Annotated in this window: 21 protein-coding genes; 9 read left to right on the forward strand and 12 right to left on the reverse strand. The window is 36.8% G+C overall.

Annotated features, from left to right (window positions below; translation table 11 throughout):
* Positions 1–4 precede the first annotated feature (4 nt).
* Complete coding sequence (locus AC3A54_RS09590) at positions 5–889, reverse strand: permease (protein ID WP_487654277.1); 885 nt, start codon at positions 887–889, stop codon at positions 5–7.
* 145 nt (positions 890–1034) lie between these two features.
* On the reverse strand, positions 1035–1820 hold the full coding sequence (locus AC3A54_RS09595; RefSeq protein ID WP_487654329.1) for a 5'-nucleotidase, lipoprotein e(P4) family: 786 nt from the start codon (positions 1818–1820) through the stop codon (positions 1035–1037).
* A 150-nt stretch (positions 1821–1970) separates the two neighbouring features.
* Between AC3A54_RS09595 and AC3A54_RS09600 the strand changes: the two genes are divergently transcribed.
* Positions 1971–2612: a TetR/AcrR family transcriptional regulator gene (locus AC3A54_RS09600; protein ID WP_487654278.1), complete on the forward strand. Its 642-nt coding sequence runs from the start codon at positions 1971–1973 to the stop codon at positions 2610–2612.
* A gap of 82 nt (positions 2613–2694) precedes the next feature.
* The gene (locus tag AC3A54_RS09605) at positions 2695–4926 is read left to right on the forward strand and encodes an MMPL family transporter (protein WP_487654279.1); all 2232 of its coding nucleotides are present in this window, start codon (positions 2695–2697) and stop codon (positions 4924–4926) included.
* Between the two features lie 39 nt (positions 4927–4965).
* On the opposite strand, the gene alaP is transcribed toward AC3A54_RS09605, so the two are convergent.
* Entirely contained in the window at positions 4966–6366 is a 1401-nt protein-coding gene (alaP, locus tag AC3A54_RS09610; protein WP_487654280.1) for an alanine permease AlaP, read from the reverse strand.
* A gap of 344 nt (positions 6367–6710) precedes the next feature.
* Between alaP and AC3A54_RS09615 the strand changes: the two genes are divergently transcribed.
* From AC3A54_RS09615 to AC3A54_RS09630, 4 genes are all read left to right on the forward strand, one after another.
* Complete coding sequence (locus AC3A54_RS09615) at positions 6711–7943, forward strand: PucR family transcriptional regulator (RefSeq protein ID WP_487654330.1); 1233 nt, start codon at positions 6711–6713, stop codon at positions 7941–7943.
* Positions 7944–8071: 128 nt separating this feature from the next.
* The gene (gene ald / locus AC3A54_RS09620; RefSeq protein ID WP_487654281.1) at positions 8072–9205 is read left to right on the forward strand and encodes an alanine dehydrogenase; all 1134 of its coding nucleotides are present in this window, start codon (positions 8072–8074) and stop codon (positions 9203–9205) included.
* Between the two features lie 65 nt (positions 9206–9270).
* Complete coding sequence (alr, locus tag AC3A54_RS09625) at positions 9271–10455, forward strand: alanine racemase (RefSeq protein ID WP_487654282.1); 1185 nt, start codon at positions 9271–9273, stop codon at positions 10453–10455.
* Positions 10456–10627: 172 nt separating this feature from the next.
* Positions 10628–11230, forward strand: coding sequence for a YdhK family protein (locus AC3A54_RS09630; protein WP_487654331.1), 603 nt, complete (start codon positions 10628–10630; stop codon positions 11228–11230).
* 56 nt (positions 11231–11286) lie between these two features.
* Here the strand turns inward: AC3A54_RS09630 and AC3A54_RS09635 are convergent, their stop codons facing one another.
* The 3 genes from AC3A54_RS09635 to pssA form a co-directional block, all read right to left on the reverse strand.
* Entirely contained in the window at positions 11287–12657 is a 1371-nt protein-coding gene (locus AC3A54_RS09635; RefSeq protein ID WP_487654283.1) for a sensor histidine kinase, read from the reverse strand.
* Positions 12635–13351, reverse strand: coding sequence for a response regulator transcription factor (locus AC3A54_RS09640; protein ID WP_487654284.1), 717 nt, complete (start codon positions 13349–13351; stop codon positions 12635–12637). The genes AC3A54_RS09635 and AC3A54_RS09640 overlap by 23 nt, the downstream gene beginning before the upstream one ends.
* A 212-nt stretch (positions 13352–13563) precedes the next feature.
* Entirely contained in the window at positions 13564–14055 is a 492-nt protein-coding gene (gene pssA / locus AC3A54_RS09645) for a CDP-diacylglycerol--serine O-phosphatidyltransferase (RefSeq protein WP_487654285.1), read from the reverse strand.
* 225 nt (positions 14056–14280) lie between these two features.
* Here pssA and AC3A54_RS09650 point away from each other — a divergent pair, with 225 nt between their 5' ends.
* Positions 14281–14862: an undecaprenyl-diphosphatase gene (locus AC3A54_RS09650; RefSeq protein WP_487654286.1), complete on the forward strand. Its 582-nt coding sequence runs from the start codon at positions 14281–14283 to the stop codon at positions 14860–14862.
* Positions 14863–15062: 200 nt separating this feature from the next.
* Here the strand turns inward: AC3A54_RS09650 and AC3A54_RS09655 are convergent, their stop codons facing one another.
* On the reverse strand, positions 15063–16541 hold the full coding sequence (locus tag AC3A54_RS09655; RefSeq protein ID WP_487654287.1) for a SulP family inorganic anion transporter: 1479 nt from the start codon (positions 16539–16541) through the stop codon (positions 15063–15065).
* 227 nt (positions 16542–16768) lie between these two features.
* On the opposite strand from AC3A54_RS09655, the gene AC3A54_RS09660 reads away from it, so the two are divergent.
* The gene (locus tag AC3A54_RS09660; protein ID WP_487654288.1) at positions 16769–16897 is read left to right on the forward strand and encodes a hypothetical protein; all 129 of its coding nucleotides are present in this window, start codon (positions 16769–16771) and stop codon (positions 16895–16897) included.
* A 153-nt stretch (positions 16898–17050) separates the two neighbouring features.
* On the opposite strand, the gene AC3A54_RS09665 is transcribed toward AC3A54_RS09660, so the two are convergent.
* The 3 genes from AC3A54_RS09665 to AC3A54_RS09675 all read right to left on the reverse strand — a co-directional run bounded on the left by AC3A54_RS09665 (position 17051) and on the right by AC3A54_RS09675 (position 19910).
* Positions 17051–18463 (reverse strand): SpoVR family protein, encoded by a 1413-nt coding sequence (locus tag AC3A54_RS09665; RefSeq protein WP_335546792.1) that lies wholly within the window; start codon positions 18461–18463, stop codon positions 17051–17053.
* Positions 18464–18551: 88 nt separating this feature from the next.
* Positions 18552–18869 carry a DUF3889 domain-containing protein gene (locus tag AC3A54_RS09670; protein WP_487654289.1) on the reverse strand — a complete coding sequence of 106 codons (318 nt, stop codon included), beginning with the start codon at positions 18867–18869 and terminating at the stop codon, positions 18552–18554.
* 60 nt (positions 18870–18929) lie between these two features.
* Positions 18930–19910 carry a M14 family zinc carboxypeptidase gene (locus AC3A54_RS09675; protein ID WP_487654290.1) on the reverse strand — a complete coding sequence of 327 codons (981 nt, stop codon included), beginning with the start codon at positions 19908–19910 and terminating at the stop codon, positions 18930–18932.
* A 151-nt stretch (positions 19911–20061) separates the two neighbouring features.
* On the opposite strand from AC3A54_RS09675, the gene AC3A54_RS09680 reads away from it, so the two are divergent.
* Positions 20062–20316: a YhdB family protein gene (locus tag AC3A54_RS09680; protein WP_308080699.1), complete on the forward strand. Its 255-nt coding sequence runs from the start codon at positions 20062–20064 to the stop codon at positions 20314–20316.
* A gap of 108 nt (positions 20317–20424) precedes the next feature.
* Here AC3A54_RS09680 and AC3A54_RS09685 read toward each other — a convergent pair whose 3' ends face one another.
* Both AC3A54_RS09685 and AC3A54_RS09690 read right to left on the reverse strand, forming a co-directional pair.
* Positions 20425–21081 (reverse strand): response regulator, encoded by a 657-nt coding sequence (locus AC3A54_RS09685; RefSeq protein WP_487654291.1) that lies wholly within the window; start codon positions 21079–21081, stop codon positions 20425–20427.
* An 11-nt stretch (positions 21082–21092) separates the two neighbouring features.
* Entirely contained in the window at positions 21093–22208 is a 1116-nt protein-coding gene (locus AC3A54_RS09690) for a GAF domain-containing sensor histidine kinase (RefSeq protein WP_487654292.1), read from the reverse strand.
* Positions 22209–22373: the final 165 nt, after the last annotated feature.

Below are 22373 nucleotides of genomic sequence, written 5' to 3' on the forward strand. Positions count from 1 at the left end.
CTCCTTAAAACAATAAAGAGTATAGAAAGACGGTAATTGTTACGCCTGCCACAATCATAAATACCAACCGTTTTTTAAATGTAGCCAACATCATCATTAAATTTTTGATATCGATCATTGGTCCAAATACTAAAAAGGCTAATAGTGATCCTGTAGAAAAAGTCGTTCTGAACGAGGACGCGATAAAAGCATCCGCTTCTGAACATAGAGATAAAATGAATGATAGTGTCATCATCACGAAGGAAGATGATACTGGGCCTTGACCTATAGAAACAAGTGTAGCTGTTTTAACATACGTTTGTACGGCTGCAGCAATTAAGGAGCCAATTATTAAATACTTACCCATGGAGAAAAATTCTTCTACTGCATGCTCAAGTGTTTGCCATATTTTCTTTAACAAACTCTTCTCTCGATGTACATGATGGTGATGAAATTGTTCTTTAAATGGAGAATCCTTATAGCCATAGGCGATTAAAATACCAACTAGAATGGAAACAATGATAGCACCTAAAGCACGATAAAGCGCAATTTTCCAATCACTTCCAAATGCGATGTATGTCGCAAACAATACAACGGGATTAATAATCGGTGCAGTTAACATAAAGGCAATCCCAGCTGAAATCGGTACACCCTTTGATACTAAACGACTAACAATGGGAACAATCCCGCATTCGCATGATGGAAATAATATCCCCAGAAAACAAGCAAAAATGACAGCTAGGATTTTATTTTTCGGCATTATCCTCGCTATCATTTCTTCTGTAACAAAAATTTGAATGATACCAGAAATTAGAACTCCCAGCGTCACAAACGGCAATGCCTCAATTAGGATCGAGATAAATATAGTGTTCATTTGGTAGAATGATTGCGGTAATGTTATTCCAAACATAGTAGTCCTCCTATTACCTATAATCATGGAGTCTACTATACTATTATTTTATTAGTACGTCCAACGAAAAATATGGTCTTAAATGATAAATTTCCCCAAAACAATAAGGCTGATTTCATTACAAATAAATCAGCCCCTTCGGTTGCTATCTTGTCTCCAGGTTTTCTATCCTTAGTTTAGCTTTTTCTTCATCCGTTTTCCTATAATCATAATTATAAATGGCTTCTTCCCAATCCCCGTACATTGGATTAGGTAGAACGATAAATTTCTTTCCCCAAATATCTTTGTATTTCTCAGTTTCCTTTATTCTTTCTGTTACGGATAAACCTTCAAATTCATTAAAATCGCCTAAATTATCGCCAAATAATAGGACAATGTCATGTGTTTTGGCTACATATTGGCGTCTTGACTCTTTCCCTTTTTCACCTAGTTGAAGTAAAAGGATATGATCTCTATCTGCTTGCGGAGCACCAACCATTTGTAAATTCTTAATCGTTGCATTCTTTTGTGCTTCGAAACGGTTTGATATGTAAAATATCTCAATCCCTTTAGAATCTGCGTACCTCAAGAATTCAATTGCTCCGGGAAGAGGTTTGGCTTCTGCACGGTTAAACCACCTACTCCAATCAAAAGGGTTTCCATTCCCTGAAACAGCATACGAAGCCAAGTATGGACTATTGTCTAGTATCGTTTCATCGATATCCAAAACAATCGCTGGCTTTAAGCTATTGTGCTTCATCTTTTTGCCTAAATAATCATCCAATCTTAATTTTCCTAAGTTATAACCTTGATAATATAAAGCTTTAGCTTCACCAGATTGTTGAAACCATAATACAGACATCGTATTTTGTTCATGCAGCTTGACTGGTGTCCCTTGGACAGTTTGTGCCTTTGTATAGCTGCAGCACCCTAAAAATAATGTAATTGTCATGCAAATCGAAAACCATTTTTTCACTAAGGTACCCCCACTTTTTTCTTGTTAGTATGGAAAAAAAAATCTTTTTTACTCACTTTACATTTTCCTATTTTTTCTATATAGTTTACTTATCAACTGATAAGCAAATTATTCCGAAAGGACCCTATGTCTAAAATGGGTAAAGATTTTAAGCATAATGATGAAATAAATCCTAAAGAAACCTATCAAATCATAATCAAAACAGCTGAGCGTTTATTTATGGAATATGGGTATCGCGCTGTATCCACAAGGCAAATTGCAGACCTGTGCGGCATAACCCAACCTGCTCTATACCATCACTTTAAAAACAAACAAACACTTTATGTGGCAGTGATCGAGCATGCACTCCATCACACTGAAAAGGATTTAAATGGGATCTTAACTCAATTTACAGCCTTTGATGATAGACTCACTCAAATTACCACCTACATGATGGTGCATTTTGAAATGGATATGTCACAAATGTTTCATGACATGCAGCATGAAATAAGCCCTGAAGATCAGCAACGAGTTCATCAATTATGGGTAAAAGGATTTCTAATGCCAATAGTTACAATGATTAATGATGGGGTCTCTAATGGAGAAATAAAAAATCCAGAAGAGATTGATTCAACTTCTACTGAGATGGCTTTTTTAATACTTAACATTATTAAATCCATCCTGCAGCCCTCAAACATTGGAAGCTTGCCAAAGAATGAACAAACCGCAATGATAAAGCATAAAGCCAATCTCATTGTTGAAATTTTTTTAAAAGGGATTAGTCGTTAAATAGAAGGCTGAATAACAGCCTTTTCTCTTTGCCTATAGCTTATCAATTGATAAGGAAAATTTTCGATTGGAGTGAACTACATTGGAGAAAAAATGGATAAAAAATTATGGAAATGCAGTCAGTGGTAAAAAAGGAAGATGGATTGTCCTTTTGGCTTGGCTCGTCCTTGCCGCTGTTCTAAACGTGACTCTTCCTCAAGCCAATTCGCAAAAGAATGAAATGGCACCAAATTTAGCGGAGGAAACTTGGTCGGAGCAAGCAAATAAAATTGCCGAGAAGGAATTTCCAGCAAGTTCAGGGACTCCTGCGCTCCTAACCTGGTACCGAGCTTCAGGGATTACAGACAATGATCTTTCACTTATTCAGCAATATACAAAGGATGTAACGGAAAATCCAGTTTCATCCCAAGATACAATTGTTCCTTTTTATCAGTTCCCACTCCCTGTACTAAAGGAACAGTTATCTAAGGATGGAACAACACTCATTTTGCCCCTAAGCTTTAAAAAGGGGGCAGACAAGGAAAAGATTGCAGAAGGAATAAAACAATTAAAAGATAAATCAGCTTCGATATTTTCACCAGATCCAACGAAAGCAAAAATAAAAGATGCAAACAAGTTAATTCTGCGGGTAACAGGTCCTGCAGGTATCGCACAAGATGCAACAGAATTATTTAGCCAAGGGGATCTTTCCTTACTGCTTGGTACAGTTGCTATCGTTCTAGTACTCCTACTTGTTATTTACCGCTCCCCTATTTTAGCTCTTATCCCTTTACTTGGAGTAGGAATTGCATACGGGGTTATAAGTCCAATACTTGGAGGAATTGGTAAAGCAGGCTGGGCAGTCTTCGATTCACAAGCGCTTTCCATTATGACGGTACTACTCTTTGGCGCAGGAACAGACTATTGCTTATTCCTTATCTCAAGATTTAGAAGTTATTTGGAAGTAGAAAAGGATAAACGTGTGGCAATGATCCGCTCCTTAAAAGGTTCATCCGGAGCCATTGCGATGAGTGGTCTAACCGTTGTCTTTTCATTGTTAGTGTTATTGTTATCAAAATACGGTGCCATCCATCGTTTTGCTATACCTTTTAGCCTATCAATTTTAATTATGATGATTGCCAGCTTAACCTTGATTCCAGCCCTATTAAGCATTTTTGGCAGAGTCTCCTTCTTCCCGCTCATCCCACGTACAACTGAGATGCAAGAAGAACGGGCACGTAAAAAAGGAAAATCCATCCCAGTAAAAATAAAAAAAGAAGGGTTTGGATTAAAGCTTGGAGATTTCATTATTAAAAGGCCGAAGCTTCTAATGACGGCTACCATTCTCTTTCTAGGGGTATTCGCTTTATTCTCAACTAAGATCCAATATACGTACGATACCTTATCTTCTTTTCCAAAGGATATGCCATCAAGAGAGGGATTTGACCTAATTGCAGAACACTTTAATCCAGGCGAACTTGCCCCTGTTCAAATCATCCTGCAAACAGACGGGAAAGAAAGTTCAGTTAAAACTGGTGTAGAAAAGCTGCCATACGTGGCACATGTCTCTGATCCAAATCAAGGCGCCCAGGATCAAAATATCGTTAGCTACAATGTGGAATTAGACGTTAATCCATACTCAAATGAAGCCATGGATTATATCCCTGACCTCCGTAAGAAGATTGAATCCATCATGAAAAATGATGGTATTGCTGATTCTTCTAAAAAAGTTTGGATAGGTGGTCAAACTGCCGTACAATTTGATACCAGACAAACAACAACAGATGATGCATTTGTTATCATCCCCATTGTTATTGGTATCATTGCCTTACTATTATTAGTCTATCTTCGTTCAATTACTAGCATGCTTTATTTAATCGGAACGGTTCTGTTGTCATACTTCAGTGCGCTTGGCCTTGGTTGGGTCGTTTTGCATTATCTATTTGATGTAGACGCAATCCAAGGATTTATTCCTCTTTATTCCTTTGTATTTATTGTCGCATTAGGGGAAGATTACAACATCTTTATGATTTCGAGTATTTGGAAAAAGAGCAAGGAAATGCCCCTGCTTCAAGCCATTAAAGAAGGGGTGGCTGAATCTGGTGCTGTAATTACCTCTGCGGGACTAATTCTCGCAGGAACTTTTGCCATTTTAACTACTCTGCCAATTCAAGTACTAGTCCACTTTGGCACGATCACAGCAATCGGTGTCTTGTTAGACACATTTATTGTTCGTCCATTACTAGTTCCTGCACTTACGGTGCTCCTCGGAAAATGGGCATTCTGGCCTTCCAAGCGGAACTTGTTAGCAGTCGAACGGAACATAGAAAAATAACAAAGCAAAAAGCAGTGGAGAAAATCCACTGCTTTCTTATTAGCTTACACGTTTTTTCGATGAAGATTGAAGGGATTCTTTCTTATGGAATCCCTTCATATAGTAAACTACTACCAAGAATACTAAAAATAGCGGTCCAATGACTAACGCAATTCGAGTATCTGGATTATATACCATCAGACCAATAACAAATGCTAAAAACGCTAAGGAAATATAAGAGGTATAAGGGAATAACGGCACTTTATATTTTAATGTTTTTATTTCACTTGGCTTTAACGTTTTACGGTAACGAATTTGTGATAAAAGGATGACGGCCCACGTCCAAATAGCTCCGAATGTAGCAATACTCGTAACCCATGTAAAGACTTTTGCCGGAACGATATAATTTAAGACAACACCGATTAACAAGGCACCAGCAGAAGCTATTACAGCCATGCCTGGAACACCATTTTTCGTAACCTTACCAAATTTCTTCGGTGCTTCTCCATGCTCTGCAAGGTTAAACAACATTCTTGCGGTACTAAAAATTCCGCTATTACAAGATGAAAGTGCAGCTGTCAGTACAACGAAGTTAATAATTCCTGCTGCACCTGGGATTCCAATTTTCTCGAATGTAAGTACAAACGGACTTCCCTTTGTTCCAATTTCTTCCCAAGGATAGATAGACATGATAACAAACAAAGCCCCTACGTAAAAAATAAGAATACGCCAGAACACAGAATCAATGGCCCTTGCAAGAGATTTTTCTGGATTCTTTACCTCACCTGCAGTAACACCAATCATTTCAATGCCAAGGTATGCAAACATAACCATTTGTAATGACAGTAAAACACCCTTTATTCCATTAGGGAATAAACCGCCATGTTGCCATAAATTATGAATACCAGTTGAAATTCCGCCATTTCCTAACCCGAAGAAAATCATCCCCGCTCCGACAATGATCATCGCCAGAATGGTAACAATTTTAATCAATGCAAACCAAAATTCGAGTTCTCCATATGCTTTTACTGCAAGAAAATTAACCGTAGCCATGATGACAAGAGCTGCTAACGCCCAAATCCAGCGTGGAACATCCGGATACCAATATTCCATATAAATTCCAACGGCTGTAATCTCTGCCATACAGGTAACTACCCATAAGAACCAATAGTTCCAGCCTGTTATGTACCCTGCAAGTGGTCCTAAATAGTCTCTTGCATATTTACTAAATGACCCTGCAACAGGTTTTTGAATAGCCATTTCCCCAAGGGCTCTCATAATAAAAAACATGATTAAACCACTAAATGCATATCCGAGCAGAATACCAGGTCCAGCCATTTTTATCGCTGTTGCAGACCCAAGAAATAAACCAACTCCAATAGCTGCCCCTAAAGACATTAACGTAATATGCCTTTCTTCTAATCCGCGATGAAGTTCTTTCCCATGAGTGTTATTACTCATATCATAACCTCCCCTTGATCATCAAACGTCTAATTTTCCCATTCTCCACTTTGTTAAAACTCACAATTCCATTTAATAATAAACTTTCTTAAAATATAAATAATACTATTATTTTTAAGAAAATTCATTAATTTTTTAGCTCTAATCCTCCTTTTCAGAATGTGTTAGCGCTTACAAATTAGTATTTATGAAAATAAATACTATTGTGACAAATACTCGAAATTATCTTAACATTTTTGTGAACAAAGTTTTTTGTAGAAATACGAGAAATTTCCATGTTTTTTTTGTAAAATTAAACAAAGTAACTTTTATTTCTCGTAATCTTGGAGGAAACCGAATTGAATATGAAACACCATGATCCATTTAAAATTACCTTTGAAAGCTTAGATGAATTTGCCGATCTTATCAGCCAAGTTCTTAAATGCCCAATTACCATTGAAGATGCGAATCACCGCCTTCTTGCCTATAGTACACATGACGAACGGACAGATCCCGCTAGAATTTCTACGATTATCGGCCGAAGAGTTCCGGAAAAAGTAATCAACCAATTGTGGAAAGAAGGAACTATTCCAGCGCTTTTAAAAACGGATGAACCTATTCGTGTGAAAAGTATGAATGACATTGGTCTTGGCGATAGAGTGGCTATATCGATTTGGAAACAGGATGAGGTATTAGGATTTATTTGGGCAATAGAGATTGATAAAACATTAACAGATGAGGACTTTACCCTGTTAAAAAAGGCTGCAGATGCCGTAAAAAATAAACTGTTACAGCTACAAACTAGAAAAAATAAAAAAGAAGAACGCTCCCAAGAATTCTTTTGGAAACTATTAACTGGCCACTTAAAAGAGAAAGAGGAGATTATTCAGCACTTTCAAACATTGCAAATTACTCCCCCATCGTCTTTTGCTGTTTTTGTTTTTCAGTTCCAACAAAATATCACAACTAAAGAAGAACATGAAATTTCTTATCTATTAAAGACCGCTCAGCGAATGAAGATTTTACTAAATACCATTGACTGCAACCAACTGATCTTACTGGTACAAGCATCTCATATCGAGAATCCCTTACAAGAACTCGATCATTTTGCCGAAAACTTCCTCTCAAAAATGAACGACCGCTATGGAATGAGGAATATCCATCCGGTCTATAGCAGTATTTATGATGACTTTCAAAAAATAGGAAAAGCGTATAAGGAAGCATTAATTGTTTTATCAATAAAAGAAAAATTCCCTATAGAAACGAAGGAGATCTTTAGTTATCAACGACTGGGAATTTATCAACTCTTTGAAATGATCCTTGAAAACAGAAAAAATGAAGCGTACGAAAATTATGCATTAAAAAGAATCCAAGAATATGACCAAAAACATAAAAGCAATCTCATTGAAACGTTAGAGGTTTTTTTAAATAAGGATTCAAACATTAATGATGCAGCCAAGGAATTAAATGTCCATGCCAACACGCTAAATTATCGACTCAAACGTATTACAGAGATTGGTGAGGTTAATTTCAAGGACCCCAATCAAAAAATAATTCTTTTTCTCGATTTGAAGCTAGCCAAATACCAGGGGATTTGAACATTTTGTGAAAATCCCCAAAAAGAATGAAAATCTTTCTCCTTTCTTAACAAAGAAATTCTTTTGTAAACGTTTTATACTTTAGCCATAGCAAATCAATTCAAGGTTTCAAGGGGAGGAAATAGATTATGTTTATTGGGGTTCCTAAGGAAATTAAAAATAATGAAAATCGTGTAGCTCTTACTCCAGCTGGTGTTGTTTCAATTAGAACTGCTGGTCATACAGTTCTAATTGAAAAGGACGCTGGAATTGGAAGCGGTTTCACAAATGAAGATTATGCTAAAGCTGGTGCTGAGATTATTGATACAGCAGAGCAAGTATGGACAAAAGCTGAAATGATCATGAAGGTTAAAGAGCCTTTATCAAGTGAATACAAGTACTTCCGTCAAGGGCTAATTTTATTTACTTATTTGCACCTTGCAGCAGAACCTGCTTTAGCAGAAGCATTAAAGCAGTCAGGCGTAATCGCCATCGCTTATGAAACTGTATCAGTAAACAGAACTCTTCCACTTCTTACACCAATGAGTGAAGTTGCAGGACGTATGGCTGCTCAAATTGGCGCACAGTTCTTACAAAAAAATAACGGCGGACAAGGTATCTTACTTGCGGGTGTCCCTGGTGTGAACCGTGGGAAAGTAACCATAGTTGGTGGCGGTATCGTTGGAACAAACGCAGCTAAAATGGCGATCGGCCTTGGGGCTGACGTAACTATTATCGATTTAAGTGCGGACCGTCTCCGTCAGCTTGATGATATTTTCGGAAACCAAATCAAAACATTAATGTCTAATCCATTCAATATCGCTGAGGCTGTAGCTGAAGCTGACCTTTTAATTGGTGCAGTCTTAATTCCAGGTGCAAAAGCTCCTAAGCTTGTGACTGAGGAAATGGTTAAGGCAATGAAACCTGGTTCCGTGATTGTCGACGTAGCTATCGACCAAGGTGGTATCGTTGAATCAATCGATCATGTAACAACTCACGATAACCCAACATTTGTTAAGCATGGTGTCGTACACTATTCTGTAGCTAATATGCCTGGAGCAGTTCCAAGAACTTCTACTATTGCTCTAACAAACGTTACTGTACCATATGCGTTGCAGATTGCTAACAAAGGGGTATTCAAAGCTATTTCTGAAAATGCTGCATTATTGCTTGGTGTGAACGTGGCAAACGGAGAAATCACTTACGAAGCAGTGGCAAAAGATCTAGGCTATGACTATGTAACAGTAGAAAAGGCATTAGAAAAAGAACTAGCTGCTAATTAATAATTGATTAATCCCCTCGAGACAACTCTTGAGGGGATTTTTTCTTTATAGGGAGATGGTATTAGATGCACCAAATGAGCTACCGTGATACTTGGGCCGAAGTATCGCTTGATCATATTCAAGCTAATGTGATTCAGTTCAGACAATTTGTCCAACATCAATCTAAACTAATGGCTGTTGTAAAGGCAGATGGATATGGACACGGGGCTGTAGACGTCGCTAAAGCTGCCATTTTGGCAGGTGCTGACTATTTAGGGGTGGCTCTTTTAGATGAAGCTATTCAGCTTAGAGAGGCTGGATTAGTAACACCCATTCTCATTCTAGGTTATACGCCTCCACGATCAGTTAAAGAAGCTATTCAGTACAATATTACATTAACTGTATTTGAAGATGAAGTATTGGACGAAATTATCTTCCATTCTGCTCAGTTATGTAAAACCGCATATGTCCATTTAAAGATTGATACTGGCATGTCTAGAATTGGTGTGACTTCCTCTGAAGAGGCCTCATTTCTTGCCGAAAAAGTTATGACTGCTGAATACGTATATCTTGAAGGGGTATTTACTCATTTCTCCAATGCAGACAATGAGGATCCCACTTATACTTATAAGCAGTTCCAAAAGTTCCAATCAATCCTGGCCTATTTGGACAGCAAGCAAATTCCCATTCCAATTAAGCATTGTTGTAATAGTGCTGCCACCATGAATTTTCCAGAAATGCATATGGATATGGTCAGAATCGGAATTGTCTTGTACGGTTTGTATCCAGATAAGACTTTAAAAAGTCACCCCATTCAACTAAAACAAGCCATGAGTCTGAAAACTAGAATTGCTTCTTTGAGAAATGTAGAGGCTTTTCAACCAATTAGCTATGGATGTACTTGGAGTCCAAAAAAAGATAGTAAGATTGCCACTCTTCCAATCGGATATGCTGACGGCCTTTCCCGTCTTCTTTCAAATAAAGGAAAGGTTTTAATTCGTGATCAGCATGCTAATATTACAGGCCGGGTATGTATGGACCAAACAATGATTGATATATCAGATATAGAAAATTGCACGGTAGGTGATGAAGTAACCGTTTTTGGGAACAGTCATTCTTCCTTTCAATCTATAGATCAACTGGCAGAATGGATGGACACCATTAATTACGAAGTTGTTTGTTTAATCGGGAAACGAGTACCAAGAGTATATTTATTTAAGAAAGACTCAGTTGATTTTGAAGTAAATAAACAGAAATACTATGTTAGCTAATAATAATCCCTCTTTTAACATAAGAGGGATTATTTCATTGGGCTTTATTGATGTGTTATTTTTTTAAAAAAGGGAAAAACAATTTTAGAGCACCCGAGTATGATTCGTTCTGCATAAATCCTGCACATTTAGGTTGTATAATGAATCAGTAACTAACTACAGGGAGGTAATAATAGTGCAAAATCGTACTGTCTTATTTCTATTCACCGTGATTACTGCCTTATTTTTAGCGGCATGTTCAAATGTTAACGGGAATGAACATTCAAATACTAATCATGGTGAGAAAAAAACAGAGCAAGATAAGGATTCAAGTAATATGAACCATAAAGGTATGGAAGGCATGAATCATTCAAGTACTGGTGAAGTACCAGAAGATTTAAAAGAAGCCGAAAATCCAACCTTTAAAGTCGGAAGTCATGCAATAATTCACGCAGACCATATGGAAGGAATGAATGGTGCAGAAGCAACCATTGTAGGTGCTTATGATACTACTGTTTATACAATTTCTTATACACCGACAACTGGCGGAGACAAGGTGACAAATCACAAATGGATTATACATGAAGAAATTAAAGACGCTAGTGACAAGCCCTATAATCCAGGGGACGAAATTATCGTAGAGGCAGACCATATGAAGGGGATGAAGGGTGCGACTGCTGTAATTGATTCAGCCCAACAAACAACAGTTTATATGGTTGATTACACACCGACAACTGGTGGAGAAAAAGTGACAAATCATAAATGGGTAACAGAAGGCGAACTTTCAGCTAAGTAATAATCATAAAAGTTTAAGGAATAGCCGTTACATATTTGGCTATTCCTTTTTCACTATTACTTATTTAAATTTCCATTATTAATTGGTAAAAGCAACTCTACAATAGTTCCTGATCCCTCTTTGCTAATTATTTTAATGTCACCTTTGTGTAGTTTTATAATACTTTTGGCAATATGAAGACCCAATCCAGAACCTCCAGTTTCCCGGCTTCTTGCTTTATCCACTCTGTAAAACCGTTCAAAAATATTGTCTATTTCTTCATTTGGTATTCCAATTCCATAATCTTTTATATTGATAATTGCATATTGCTGATCCTTTTTTAGGAAGACTTCAATTCTGTCATTGCTATATTTAATTGCATTATCAAGCAAAATAATGATAACTTGTTTAATCTTTAATTCATCTGCACGAATGATGATGGGGATCCCTTCATAATGTAATGTTATTTCCCGCTTATAAACATCTTTTAGTTGTTTTAAAATATCTTTGCATAAATTAACCAAATTTACTTCGTTTATTTCTAATACATTTTCTTTCTCTAATGTGGCTAATTCTAAAAAAGTTTCGGTCATTTTTTGTATTCTTGTTGCCTCTGAATGAATGGCTTTAAGTGCTTCTTCCGCCATTTCATTATTTTCTATTCCATGTCTCCTTAGAAGATTAGCGTAGCTCTTAATGACTGTTAATGGTGTCTTTAATTCATGTGATGCATCCGAAACAAACTGTTTTTGTCTTTCCATATTTATTAGAAGCCTATTAATCATACGATTAAATGTTCTCGCCAAGGTTTGGAGCTCATCTTTTGTCTTATTTTGAACGGTGATGGTTTTAGGAACACCACTTTTTTCTATTTCCTCCATCGTTTTAATCATATTAGCTATCGGTCTCATTATCATATTAGCTAGCCATCTTCCTCCCAGCAAAGATATTAAAGCAGCTAATACAGTACAAATAATTAAGATTGCCCTTAGCATTTCTTTTCTCGCTTCTAGCCCTCGTAATCGTTCCCCAATTTCCAAGGTTTTATTTCCTTCATTAAATGGGACACGAACAATCAATACTTCCTCTTCTCCATGTTCAGTAGAAATCTGATCGGTTTTAGTCTGTTTTGTTAAAATTGATCGTCCTACCATTTTTTCTGAAAGTAACTTGTCATTTGTCGCCTCATAGATCAGCTTGTTTTTATGGTCCAAAATTCTGATATAGGAATGTTCCGTTAAATAATCTTCTATTTCCCTTTTCATACTATCTAAAGATTGAGTGGTATTATAATCCTTTACTAAATCACCTGCTTTTTGAAAAAGTATATCTTCTTCCATATTTACTGTTGTCTTCATAAATAATAAAAACACAACGAAGTTTATAAGAATTAATATGCAAAGCATCCAAGCAGTCGTTAATAGATTAATTTTTGTTGTGATCTTCATCATTCATCTCCCTTATGGTAAACCCAATTCCTCTTATAGTAGTAATTAATTGAGTAGGGAAGTCTTCATCAATTTTTTTTCTAAGATGTCTAATAAATACATCAATGACGTTAGTTTCCCCCTCGTATTCATACCCCCAAACCTTAAGAATAATGTTATCTCGTGTAACCACTTTATTTTTATTGAGTACTAGATACACCAAGAAATCATATTCCTTGGGTGTTAATGTAATAGATTTTCTTCCTCTTTTTACTTCTCTTGTTTCTGTGTTTATGATTAGATCATCCACTGTCAAAATGGAGTTCTCATCGTTGGATTCTGCATTTTTAGGAGTATTTCGAAGGCATGCACGTATTCGCGCTAATAATTCTTCTATTTCAAAAGGCTTTGTGACATAGTCATTAGCTCCTTGATCCAATCCCGCTACTTTATCAAAAGTAGTATTTCTAGCTGTTAAAAGAATGACAGGGGTATGACAGTTTTCCTTTCTTAACCTTCTTAAAACATCTATTCCGCTTAACCCAGGCAGCATAACATCCAACAAAATCAAGTCCATTTTCGATTGCAAAGCGGTTTCCAATCCTGCCTTACCATCATGTTCCACTGTTACTTGATAACCCTCGTACTCCAATTCCACTTTTAAAATGCGCGCAATTTGAACTTCATCTTCAATCACAAGAATATGTGTACTCATCTACACTCTTCCCTTCTAACCAATATGAAAAAGTAAACAACATATGAAGAACATTCATCGTTTTATTAACAATTTACCACCATTTTAGATTGAATTATATTTTTTAATGGATTATTAATGTTTTATTAAGAGTACAAAAAGGTTAATGGATAAAATAAAAAAGCTAAATCCCTACGAATGAAGGGTTATTAGCTTTTTTTATGAAAGATTGATTAAAATTTTTTAACCCTAATGGGACTTACCATTAAAAGAGCTAGAATTATGGTAATCCATGCATTGCTATATGAAAAGAACCCCATTGCAGCAAGTGGCAATCCAGCTGCTGGAATCGGCAATCCACTAAAATAGCCTATCGTTGGTTTAACATTAAACTTAGCTAATCTTAACGCTCCCATTAATGGGAAAAGAATAAACGCCAAAGAAGTTAAAATGGACGGTGTTGCTATTGTATGAAATAGAAGTGCAGGAGCAACGCCGAAACTAACAATATCAGCTAAGGAATCCAATTCTACACCTAATTCACTGTTAACTTTTAATCCCCTAGCAACCCTTCCGTCAAGAAGATCAAAAATAGCTGAACAGAAAATTAAAATGGAGGCTACTTGTATAAGGCCACTCATATTACTGGTAATTGAAAGAACACCACACAATAAATTTCCCATTGTAAATAAATTAGGTACCGCTTTTGCTACCTGACTAAACAAGGTAGTTCCCTCCCTTCAATAGAATCCTCTCACTTAAGTAGCTTCAAAGAAATAATCCCTTTTCTTTTTTGGGGTTGTATTTTTAATGGAATATTAATGCTTTGTTAAGGGAAAAACCCAAGTTAATTTTATATTATTAGAATGTCCAATTGACTAAAGATGAAACATTCTTGAATTCACGACATAAAGCACAACAAAGCGATTTAACTAGAAATGAGGGATAGAATGAATTACCATATTTTTCGAGTGATCAACCAACTTTCTGGTCATCATCCTTTTATTGACAAGATAATGATTTTTACAACGCACTATGCTCTGATTGTTTACGCCATCGTTTTACTTCTTATGTGGTTTTTTGGCAAAGAACAACATAAATATTCTGTTGTGTATGCTGCAATAACTGGTGGGTTAGGGCTGTTTATAAATTTTATCCTAGGGCATATTTATTATGAACCCCGACCATTTGAAACACATAAGGTTCATCTGCTAATTCAACATGCAAAAGATACTTCTTTTCCAAGCGACCATTCAACAGGGGCTTTTTCCCTAGCGCTAGCGGTATTGTTGCGCCAACGGAAAATTGGTTTAGGTATGCTTGTGTTTGCAATTTTAACAGGGATATCTCGAATTTACGTGGGACATCATTATCCATTTGATGTACTTGGCAGCTTGGTTGTAGGGTTATTTGCAAGTACACTTATTTACAAATTTAGTTCCTTATTAAACCCCATTCCTCAAACAATAATTAATATTTATAATCAAATCCCTTTAGTTCCGAAGACTAATCAAAAAGTAAAACATAATTGATGTTGAAATATCTTAAAGGGACAGCTAAAACATTAGCTGTCCCCCTTGTTTTATATGAGCTTCCATTAAACATGGATGTAAAATCATAATTTTATTTGAAATTGAAGATGCAAAAAAAGCCTGTCACCAAGGCATAATTATCCCTTGGTGACAGGCTCCTTCATTTTCAAAAAATTAGAGCAGAATGTGTATTTAACCCTTTAGTGACTAGCAACTTTCTCAAGTCCACCAGGCTTGTTATGAACTGCAATTTTGTCAATGAGTTTATTGCTTTCCGTGTTTAATCCTTTTAGATTTACCTTAACACCATTTTGATGATACTTAATGACCACTTTATCAATGGCACCAACAGCAGAATCATCCCAAAGATGAGCATTTGATAAATCCAAATCAATTTCATTTATGTTTTCTTTATAATCAAAACTTTTAACAAAATCGGTTACGGAAGCAAAGAAAAGTTGACCCGAAACATGATAAATCTTTTTATGAGAACCCTTAGCTGAAAGGCTCGTTACTTTCACTTTTGAAATCTTTGATGCAAAGAAAATGGCACTTAGTATAACTCCCACCAAAACACCCATAGATAAGTTATCCGTCTTTACCACTGTAATAACAGTCACGATCATAACAATCGTATCGGTAACTGGTACCTTTTTTAATGTTTTTAGGCAAGACCAATCAAAAGTTCCAATTGAAACCATAAACATAACTCCGACTAATGCAGCCATTGGAATTTGTACTAGGAATCCTTTAAGCAACATGATTAGTGTCAATAAAAATGCACCTGCAACAAATGTAGATAAACGTCCTCTACCACCAGATTTAACATTGATGACAGACTGACCAATCATCGCACATCCAGCCATACCGCCAAAAAATCCTGATACAATATTAGCGATACCTTGCCCACGTGCTTCCTTATTTTTATCACTTTCTGTATCTGTCATGTCATCTACAATAGAAGCAGTTAAAAGTGTTTCCACTAGTCCTACCATAGCAATAGACAAGGAATAAGGAAAAATGATTTGCAATGTCTCTAAGTTAAACGGAATGTCGGGAATTAAAAATATCGGTAATTTGGAGGTCAATTCACCCATGTCCCCAACAGTACGAACATCGCTTCCTGTAAATATTGAAATTGCTGTAATTACAATAATCGCAACTAATGGTGATGGAACAGCTTTTGTAAAACGAGGTAGGATGTAAATAATAGCTAAAGCACCTGCGACCATGGCATACATCTGCCATGTTGCTTCTTTAAATTGAACTAATTGAGCTGAAAAGATTAATATTGCAAGGGCATTAACAAATCCAGTCATTACGGATCTAGGGACAAATTTCATCAAACAACCTAGTTTTAAAGCTCCCATGATTATTTGTAAAACTCCAGTTAGAATGGTTGCTGCCAGTAAATATTGCAAACCATGATCTTTCACCAGTGTCACCATTAATAAAGCCGTTGCACCCGTGGCAGCTGAAATCATCCCAGGTCTTCCACCCACAAAAGCAATCGTAACGGCAATACAAAATGAAGCGTACAATCCCACCATCGGATCTACACCTGCGATAATTGAGAATGCAATTGCCTCTGGAATTAAAGCAAGCGCAACAACAATACCTGCTAAAACATCTCCCTTGACGTTTCCAAACCATGAATATTTAATTGTACTTAAATTCAAACTTAGCACCTCTCCCTTTGTTTTGTTTTTTTTATGACTTTCAACTCTCATGAAAGTCGGGTCCGTTGTTAACAAAACAAAGTATAAAGGATTGTGACAAATTTGTGAAATTAAATGAAAGCGTACACATCTTGTCACATCTTAGGTTTACGCCATTTTCCTTCGTTTTTCGGTATAACACCTATTTTACTAATAATTTTATTGGAAGTTATAGGAATATTAATAGTGTGACATTAGGAGTTCTCTTTGGGATTCTATGGGGAATTGGCGGGGGAATTGAACGAATTACGCTCATTATCGTTTGGTCTAATTATTTTGGTCGAAAATATCTTGGAAGTATTACTGGAATTCGATGAGGGTAATGGTTATTGGTTCTGCTTGTGGACCATTACCTTTAGGAATCGGTTTTAATAAATTCCACACTTTGTACATTTTCTTTGTAATCAAATTTCGTTAAAAGCTCTGTATAAATAAGGCTGCTGTATCGTTATCAGCAGCCTTACTCCTATTTATAAGTATTTCCGATGGACACCTTTACCATCATAAGAGAATAGCATTCGTCTTTCTTCAATCATTGTTTCCATGTGAACAGGTCTGCCCCAAAGCTGCTGCATATAGGGAAGCACTTTTTCAAGGTATTTTACGTCTAGTTCGATTCCCTCATACCAGTGTTTTACATAGAGCTCTCCATTTTTCATATAATCACCGTCAATCACGGTAAGGTATGGAAATCCTCCATTTACCCGCATGTTGACTAGCTGATCACGGATATGCTCCCATGCTTTATCCACTACTTTGTAATCACGACCTTGCTTTTGAAAAAGGTACATATCCTCTCTCATCACAAGATCCTTATTTAAATAATTGCGGAGGAAGGATATATCGGACTCTACTTCACGGACCTCAAACATTTTTTCTCTGCCTGACCCTGGCTTTACCCCTCTGCGCATCATTTCTTCTGTTGGATTATTATACCGTTCTTCAATGTCCTCAAAGATTTTGATTCCAAGATAATAAGGGTTAATTCCAGTCTTTGACGGCTGGACAACGCCTGCATTTAATTTCGCAAACTCAATAGCTTCTCCACTAGTTAAATCCATTTCCCTTAAAATCCGTTGGTGCCAATAGGAAGCCCAGCCTTCGTTCATGATTTTTGTCTCAAGCTGCGGCCAAAAGTAGAGCATTTCTTCCCGCATCATCGTTAAGATATCGCGCTGCCAATCTTCTAGCTCCCTGCTGTAGGTTTCTATGAACAATAATAAATCCTTTTCTGGACGTGGAGGGAATTTCTTTTTTCTTGATTGGGTTGTTTCTTTCTTTTCCTTGTCATCCAATTTCCAAAGGTCATCATATGGAGTCGCAATAATTGGATTTTCATCCTCTTCCTCCTCATCTCCAATAGACCAGCTTAGTTTCGGTCTCATAAGAGAAGGGTCAATATGTTCATCAATAGCTAAGACGGCATCGAGGAAGGTTTCTACCTCTTTTTTTCCATACTGAATTTCGTATTGGTGAATTCTTTCAGCTGTTGCTGCCATACTCTCAACCATATCCCGCTTCGTATTTTGGAAACGGACATTATTTTTAAAGAAATCACAATGAGCTAACACGTGCGCGACGATTAACTTGTTCTGGATTAGCGTATTGGAATCCAGTAAAAACGCATAGCATGGATTAGAGTTAATGACAAGTTCATAAATCTTACTAAGGCCTAAGTCATAATGAAGTTTCATTTTATGAAATTGCTTTCCAAAGCTCCAATGAGAGAATCGAGTAGGCATTCCATAGGCCCCAAATGTATAAATAATTTCTGCCGGACAAATTTCATAACGCATTGGATAAAAGTCTAGTCCAAAGCCATTTGCAATTTCGGTAATTTCACTTATCGCATACTCTAGTGATTTACGCTCTTCCGCATTCATTGCCACTCCCCCTTTTCCTCTTACCACAATGTATGAAGAAAAGCCGGGATTGATGAAAAAGAAGGTAAAAAACAATAAGCTAGATCGCTTATTGTTTTTGAGATTCAACCGTTAAGTTGATTAGTTTTTTGTTGGTAAGATCATGATTTACCTTTATGATAACAAAAAGGTTCTGATTATTTTCTTGTACTTTAAAACGGAAGCCGTCCTCCGCCTTTGATGCATCTATATTTTTTCGACCTAAATATTCATACTCCCTGATAGGCGCGCCTGGAAAATCCACCTGTACAACCGCCATTGCAATTCTGCCGTACTTTTCATAATCTGGCTTCTGTGCATGACCTGAATTAGTAAAACTAACTAGAAAAAAAGCCATTATTAATAAAGAAATAACCGTTTTTTTCATTTGTTTATCCTCCTGTTTATTTGGATATTTTATTTTCCCCAATCATTTTTCTCTTATGAGTTAGTCAGGGATTTTTCTGGCTTCTGCAGCTAACTTAAGGCCCACCATTCGATTTCGTTTCCATTCTGTCTTAAAAACGGATAATGGAGGACTCGTTTCACCCACAAGATAGCTAATTTCTATGGTCATGGCTGGACGATGGTAGGTTGTAATAAACCAATCTGTAAACCCGCCCCCTGTTGCTTTTTTAGGTGGCTTCGCTAATTTATAGCCTGTTAATTTTGCGATTTTTTTTGCCATCTTTTTGTCCCTTTTGAGATGTTTTCCATTTTTATAGTTCCAGAAAATCTCTCTTCCCGCTGAATGATAGGCCACTGCTATTGAAGGGTCCACCTCTTTAATAAAATTCGTTAGTGCAATGACTTCCTTTCCCTCAAGTGGCTTTTTCCCTTTATAAAATTGATAGTGTGGAGATGAGGGCTGCTTAGGAAGCTGCATCCAACCGGCAGGGTATTGCCTATTTAAGTCAATCCCCACCCCATTTGCTTTCCATCTTGTAAAATCACTAGAGCCTTTATTCATGCTTTTAATATGGTCTCGTTGTTCTTCTGTAATCCTTTCGAAATGGTTTTGTTGAATTTCTGCACCATCTGGATTTAACATGGGAACAAACCAAATGGAAACATCATTAAGGATAGAGGCAGAAGTTAAAGGGTATTTCCTTGATTCCTCATAAGCATCGGCATAAGACTCCAACATCTTCATTAAAAGCATACTTGTTATCCATTCCCGTCCATGATGGGTACCAACTAAAACGATATTCTTTTTCCCTTTACCGAGCTTGATTGCCCAAATATCTCTTCCAAAATGAGTGGTTCCAATGGATTTTACTTCTAATTTCCCTTTATGTATTTTCCTTAATTGATTGATGTCTTGTTCTAAACGTTCAAAGCTATAGGGTTTATTCGTTTGAATCACTTTAGCTTCGCCAACCGTTTCGAAAGAAAATAGCATCAACATGATCACGCAAAAAATTTTCACATAAGAACCTCCATTTTTACAATTAACGAAAGAATTATACAGGTAAAAGTTGAAAACCTTGTTAACAATGGGTGTCCAACATTTTCTGTGAAAGTTATCTGCAGAATGTCATACAATAATCTCAACTCCTAATAAGGAGGAGATAACGTAAATGAATAAAGTGGATTATGATCGGGCGTTATATTATACACACCGGTCTGAATGGGACAATTTGCTTATTTTAATGGTTCGGACAAAAGACCAGTTTTTGTCCAAAAGAATTGAACAATTTCTTCATGCATACAACTTTGAACGTGACTACACTGTAATTGAAACGAAACTCTATAATTTGCTTCGTTACATCGACCATGCAAACGAAACAATAGAAGCTGATGCAAATGAGATACCGATGTATAGTCTTTCCTGAAAAAACAAGTGGATACAGATTTTGTTGAGAGAAAATTTTTACAACCGGGCCAAAGAATTCCACCAAAAAAAAACGGCTTCCATTTCTGGAGCCGTTTTTTACCGATTTTTATCCTATCTTATCATTTTTGATTACTCCATTACGTACGGCAAAAAGAGCAGCCTGTGTGCGATCCGCTAGCTCAAGCTTTGCTAAAACGTTTGAAACATGGGTTTTTACCGTCTTCTCAGTAATAAATAACGATGAAGCAATTTCTTTATTACTTTTTCCACTAGCTATCTCCTTAAGGACTTCCAACTCTCTTTTGGTCAACTCATTCAGATGGTTCCTGTCCTCATTTTGTTTGGAGGTTAGATGGGTTAATAAATGCGTAGTTGCCTTTGGATGCAATTGATTTTCACCATTCATTAACATCTTTATTGCCCTTACTAGCTCATCGGGTTCTATATCCTTTAATTGATAGCCGGAGGCACCCGCTTCAATTGCAGGTATTACATGGTTCTGGTCCGAAAAACTGGTTAGTATCATTACCTTCATACTTGAATGCTTTGCTTTAATTTTCTGTGTGGCTTCAATCCCGTCCATAACCGGCATGACTAGATCCATTAACACTAGGTCTGGCATTAATCGGTCTACTAACTCAACCGCTTCTTCTCCATTTTTTGCTTCTCCTACAATTTCAATATTTTCTTGTGTCTTTAAGAAAAACACCAAGCCTCTACGTACGACATGATGATCATCCGCTATTAGTATTCGAATACTCAAAATAATCCCCCTTAAAACGGAATACTGACCCGTAACTTTGTCCCTTTGTTTAGCTCACTTTCCAAATAAAAGGTTCCGCCTAAAGACTCCGCTCTGTTTCTCATGCTTTTTAGACCGAGCGATGGAAGCACTAAACCTTCATCATAAGTAAACCCACATCCATTGTCTTTTATTTCTATGGTTATTCTGCTATCACTTCCATGAACAAATAAATGAACATCAGATTGTTGTGAATGTTTTTTACAATTAGCTAATGCTTCTTGGCTAATTCGAAAAACAGCCTCCTCAATTCTGCTTGGTAGATTAATGACCCCGTTTATTTTAATGTTTGTATTTAATCCTAGCATTTCACCATAACTCGATAGTGCACTAACAATGCCTTGCTCTAATCCCTTTGGCCGCAGTTGCCAAATAAGCGCTCTCATTTCATTTAATGCCTCTTGCGCTAAATCTTGAATATAACTAAAGGTTTCTTTCACTTCTTGATCCGTTGTCATTTCTTTCCCTCCACGAGCAGTCAGGCTTAAGGAGAAAAGGAGTTGATTAACAGAATCGTGGAGGTCTCTTGCTAATCTATTTCTCTCTGCTGTTAAAGCAATTTCTTGTTCTTTTTGTGTTAGATTTATCCTTTTTATGGCTGAGCCTATCTGCAAGGCAACTGATTCTAATAGAGCTAGCTCCTCATTGTTAAAGCTTGTTTTATTCGGTGACCCTACATTTAATAATCCAAATTTTTCTTTCCCTGCTTTGAGTGGTACGGTCGCATGATGGGTTAATCCCCATGTATCCCCTAACTTATGTTCAATTGCATCTTCCAAGCGCATACATTCAATAATATTGGTTGCCTTATCTATTCGGCCTTTATTATAGCGGTTAATACACCAGCAATCGCCGCTGCACATGGGGGCATACTGGTTGTCGGATAACGCGGGGGGAAGATTTTCTTTCGCAGCTAATGTAAAGGAGCCAGCATCATCAATAAGAAAGATCCATCCAGTTTGTAAACCGGTTACATGTAAAAGCTTCTTTAGAACCTCTGAAAGTACATTGTTTATGTCAGTCCCTTGGTTCAATAACTCGGCAATTTCTTTTAAAATTTGTAAATCAGAATGGTGACACGTACTCATAACCAATCCCCCTGAAAATTCCAACTCTTGCAATTATTATAACGCTTTTCTTATACTAATTCCTTAGAAAAAAGTATGGTTTCTTCTCCGACTTAAGTCGGAAAGAATAGAGGCTGACTCCTATGAGCCAGCCTCTAATACTTATGCTATCGGATATTGCTGTGC

Source organism: Neobacillus sp. Soil_C_43, from assembly GCF_057656715.1.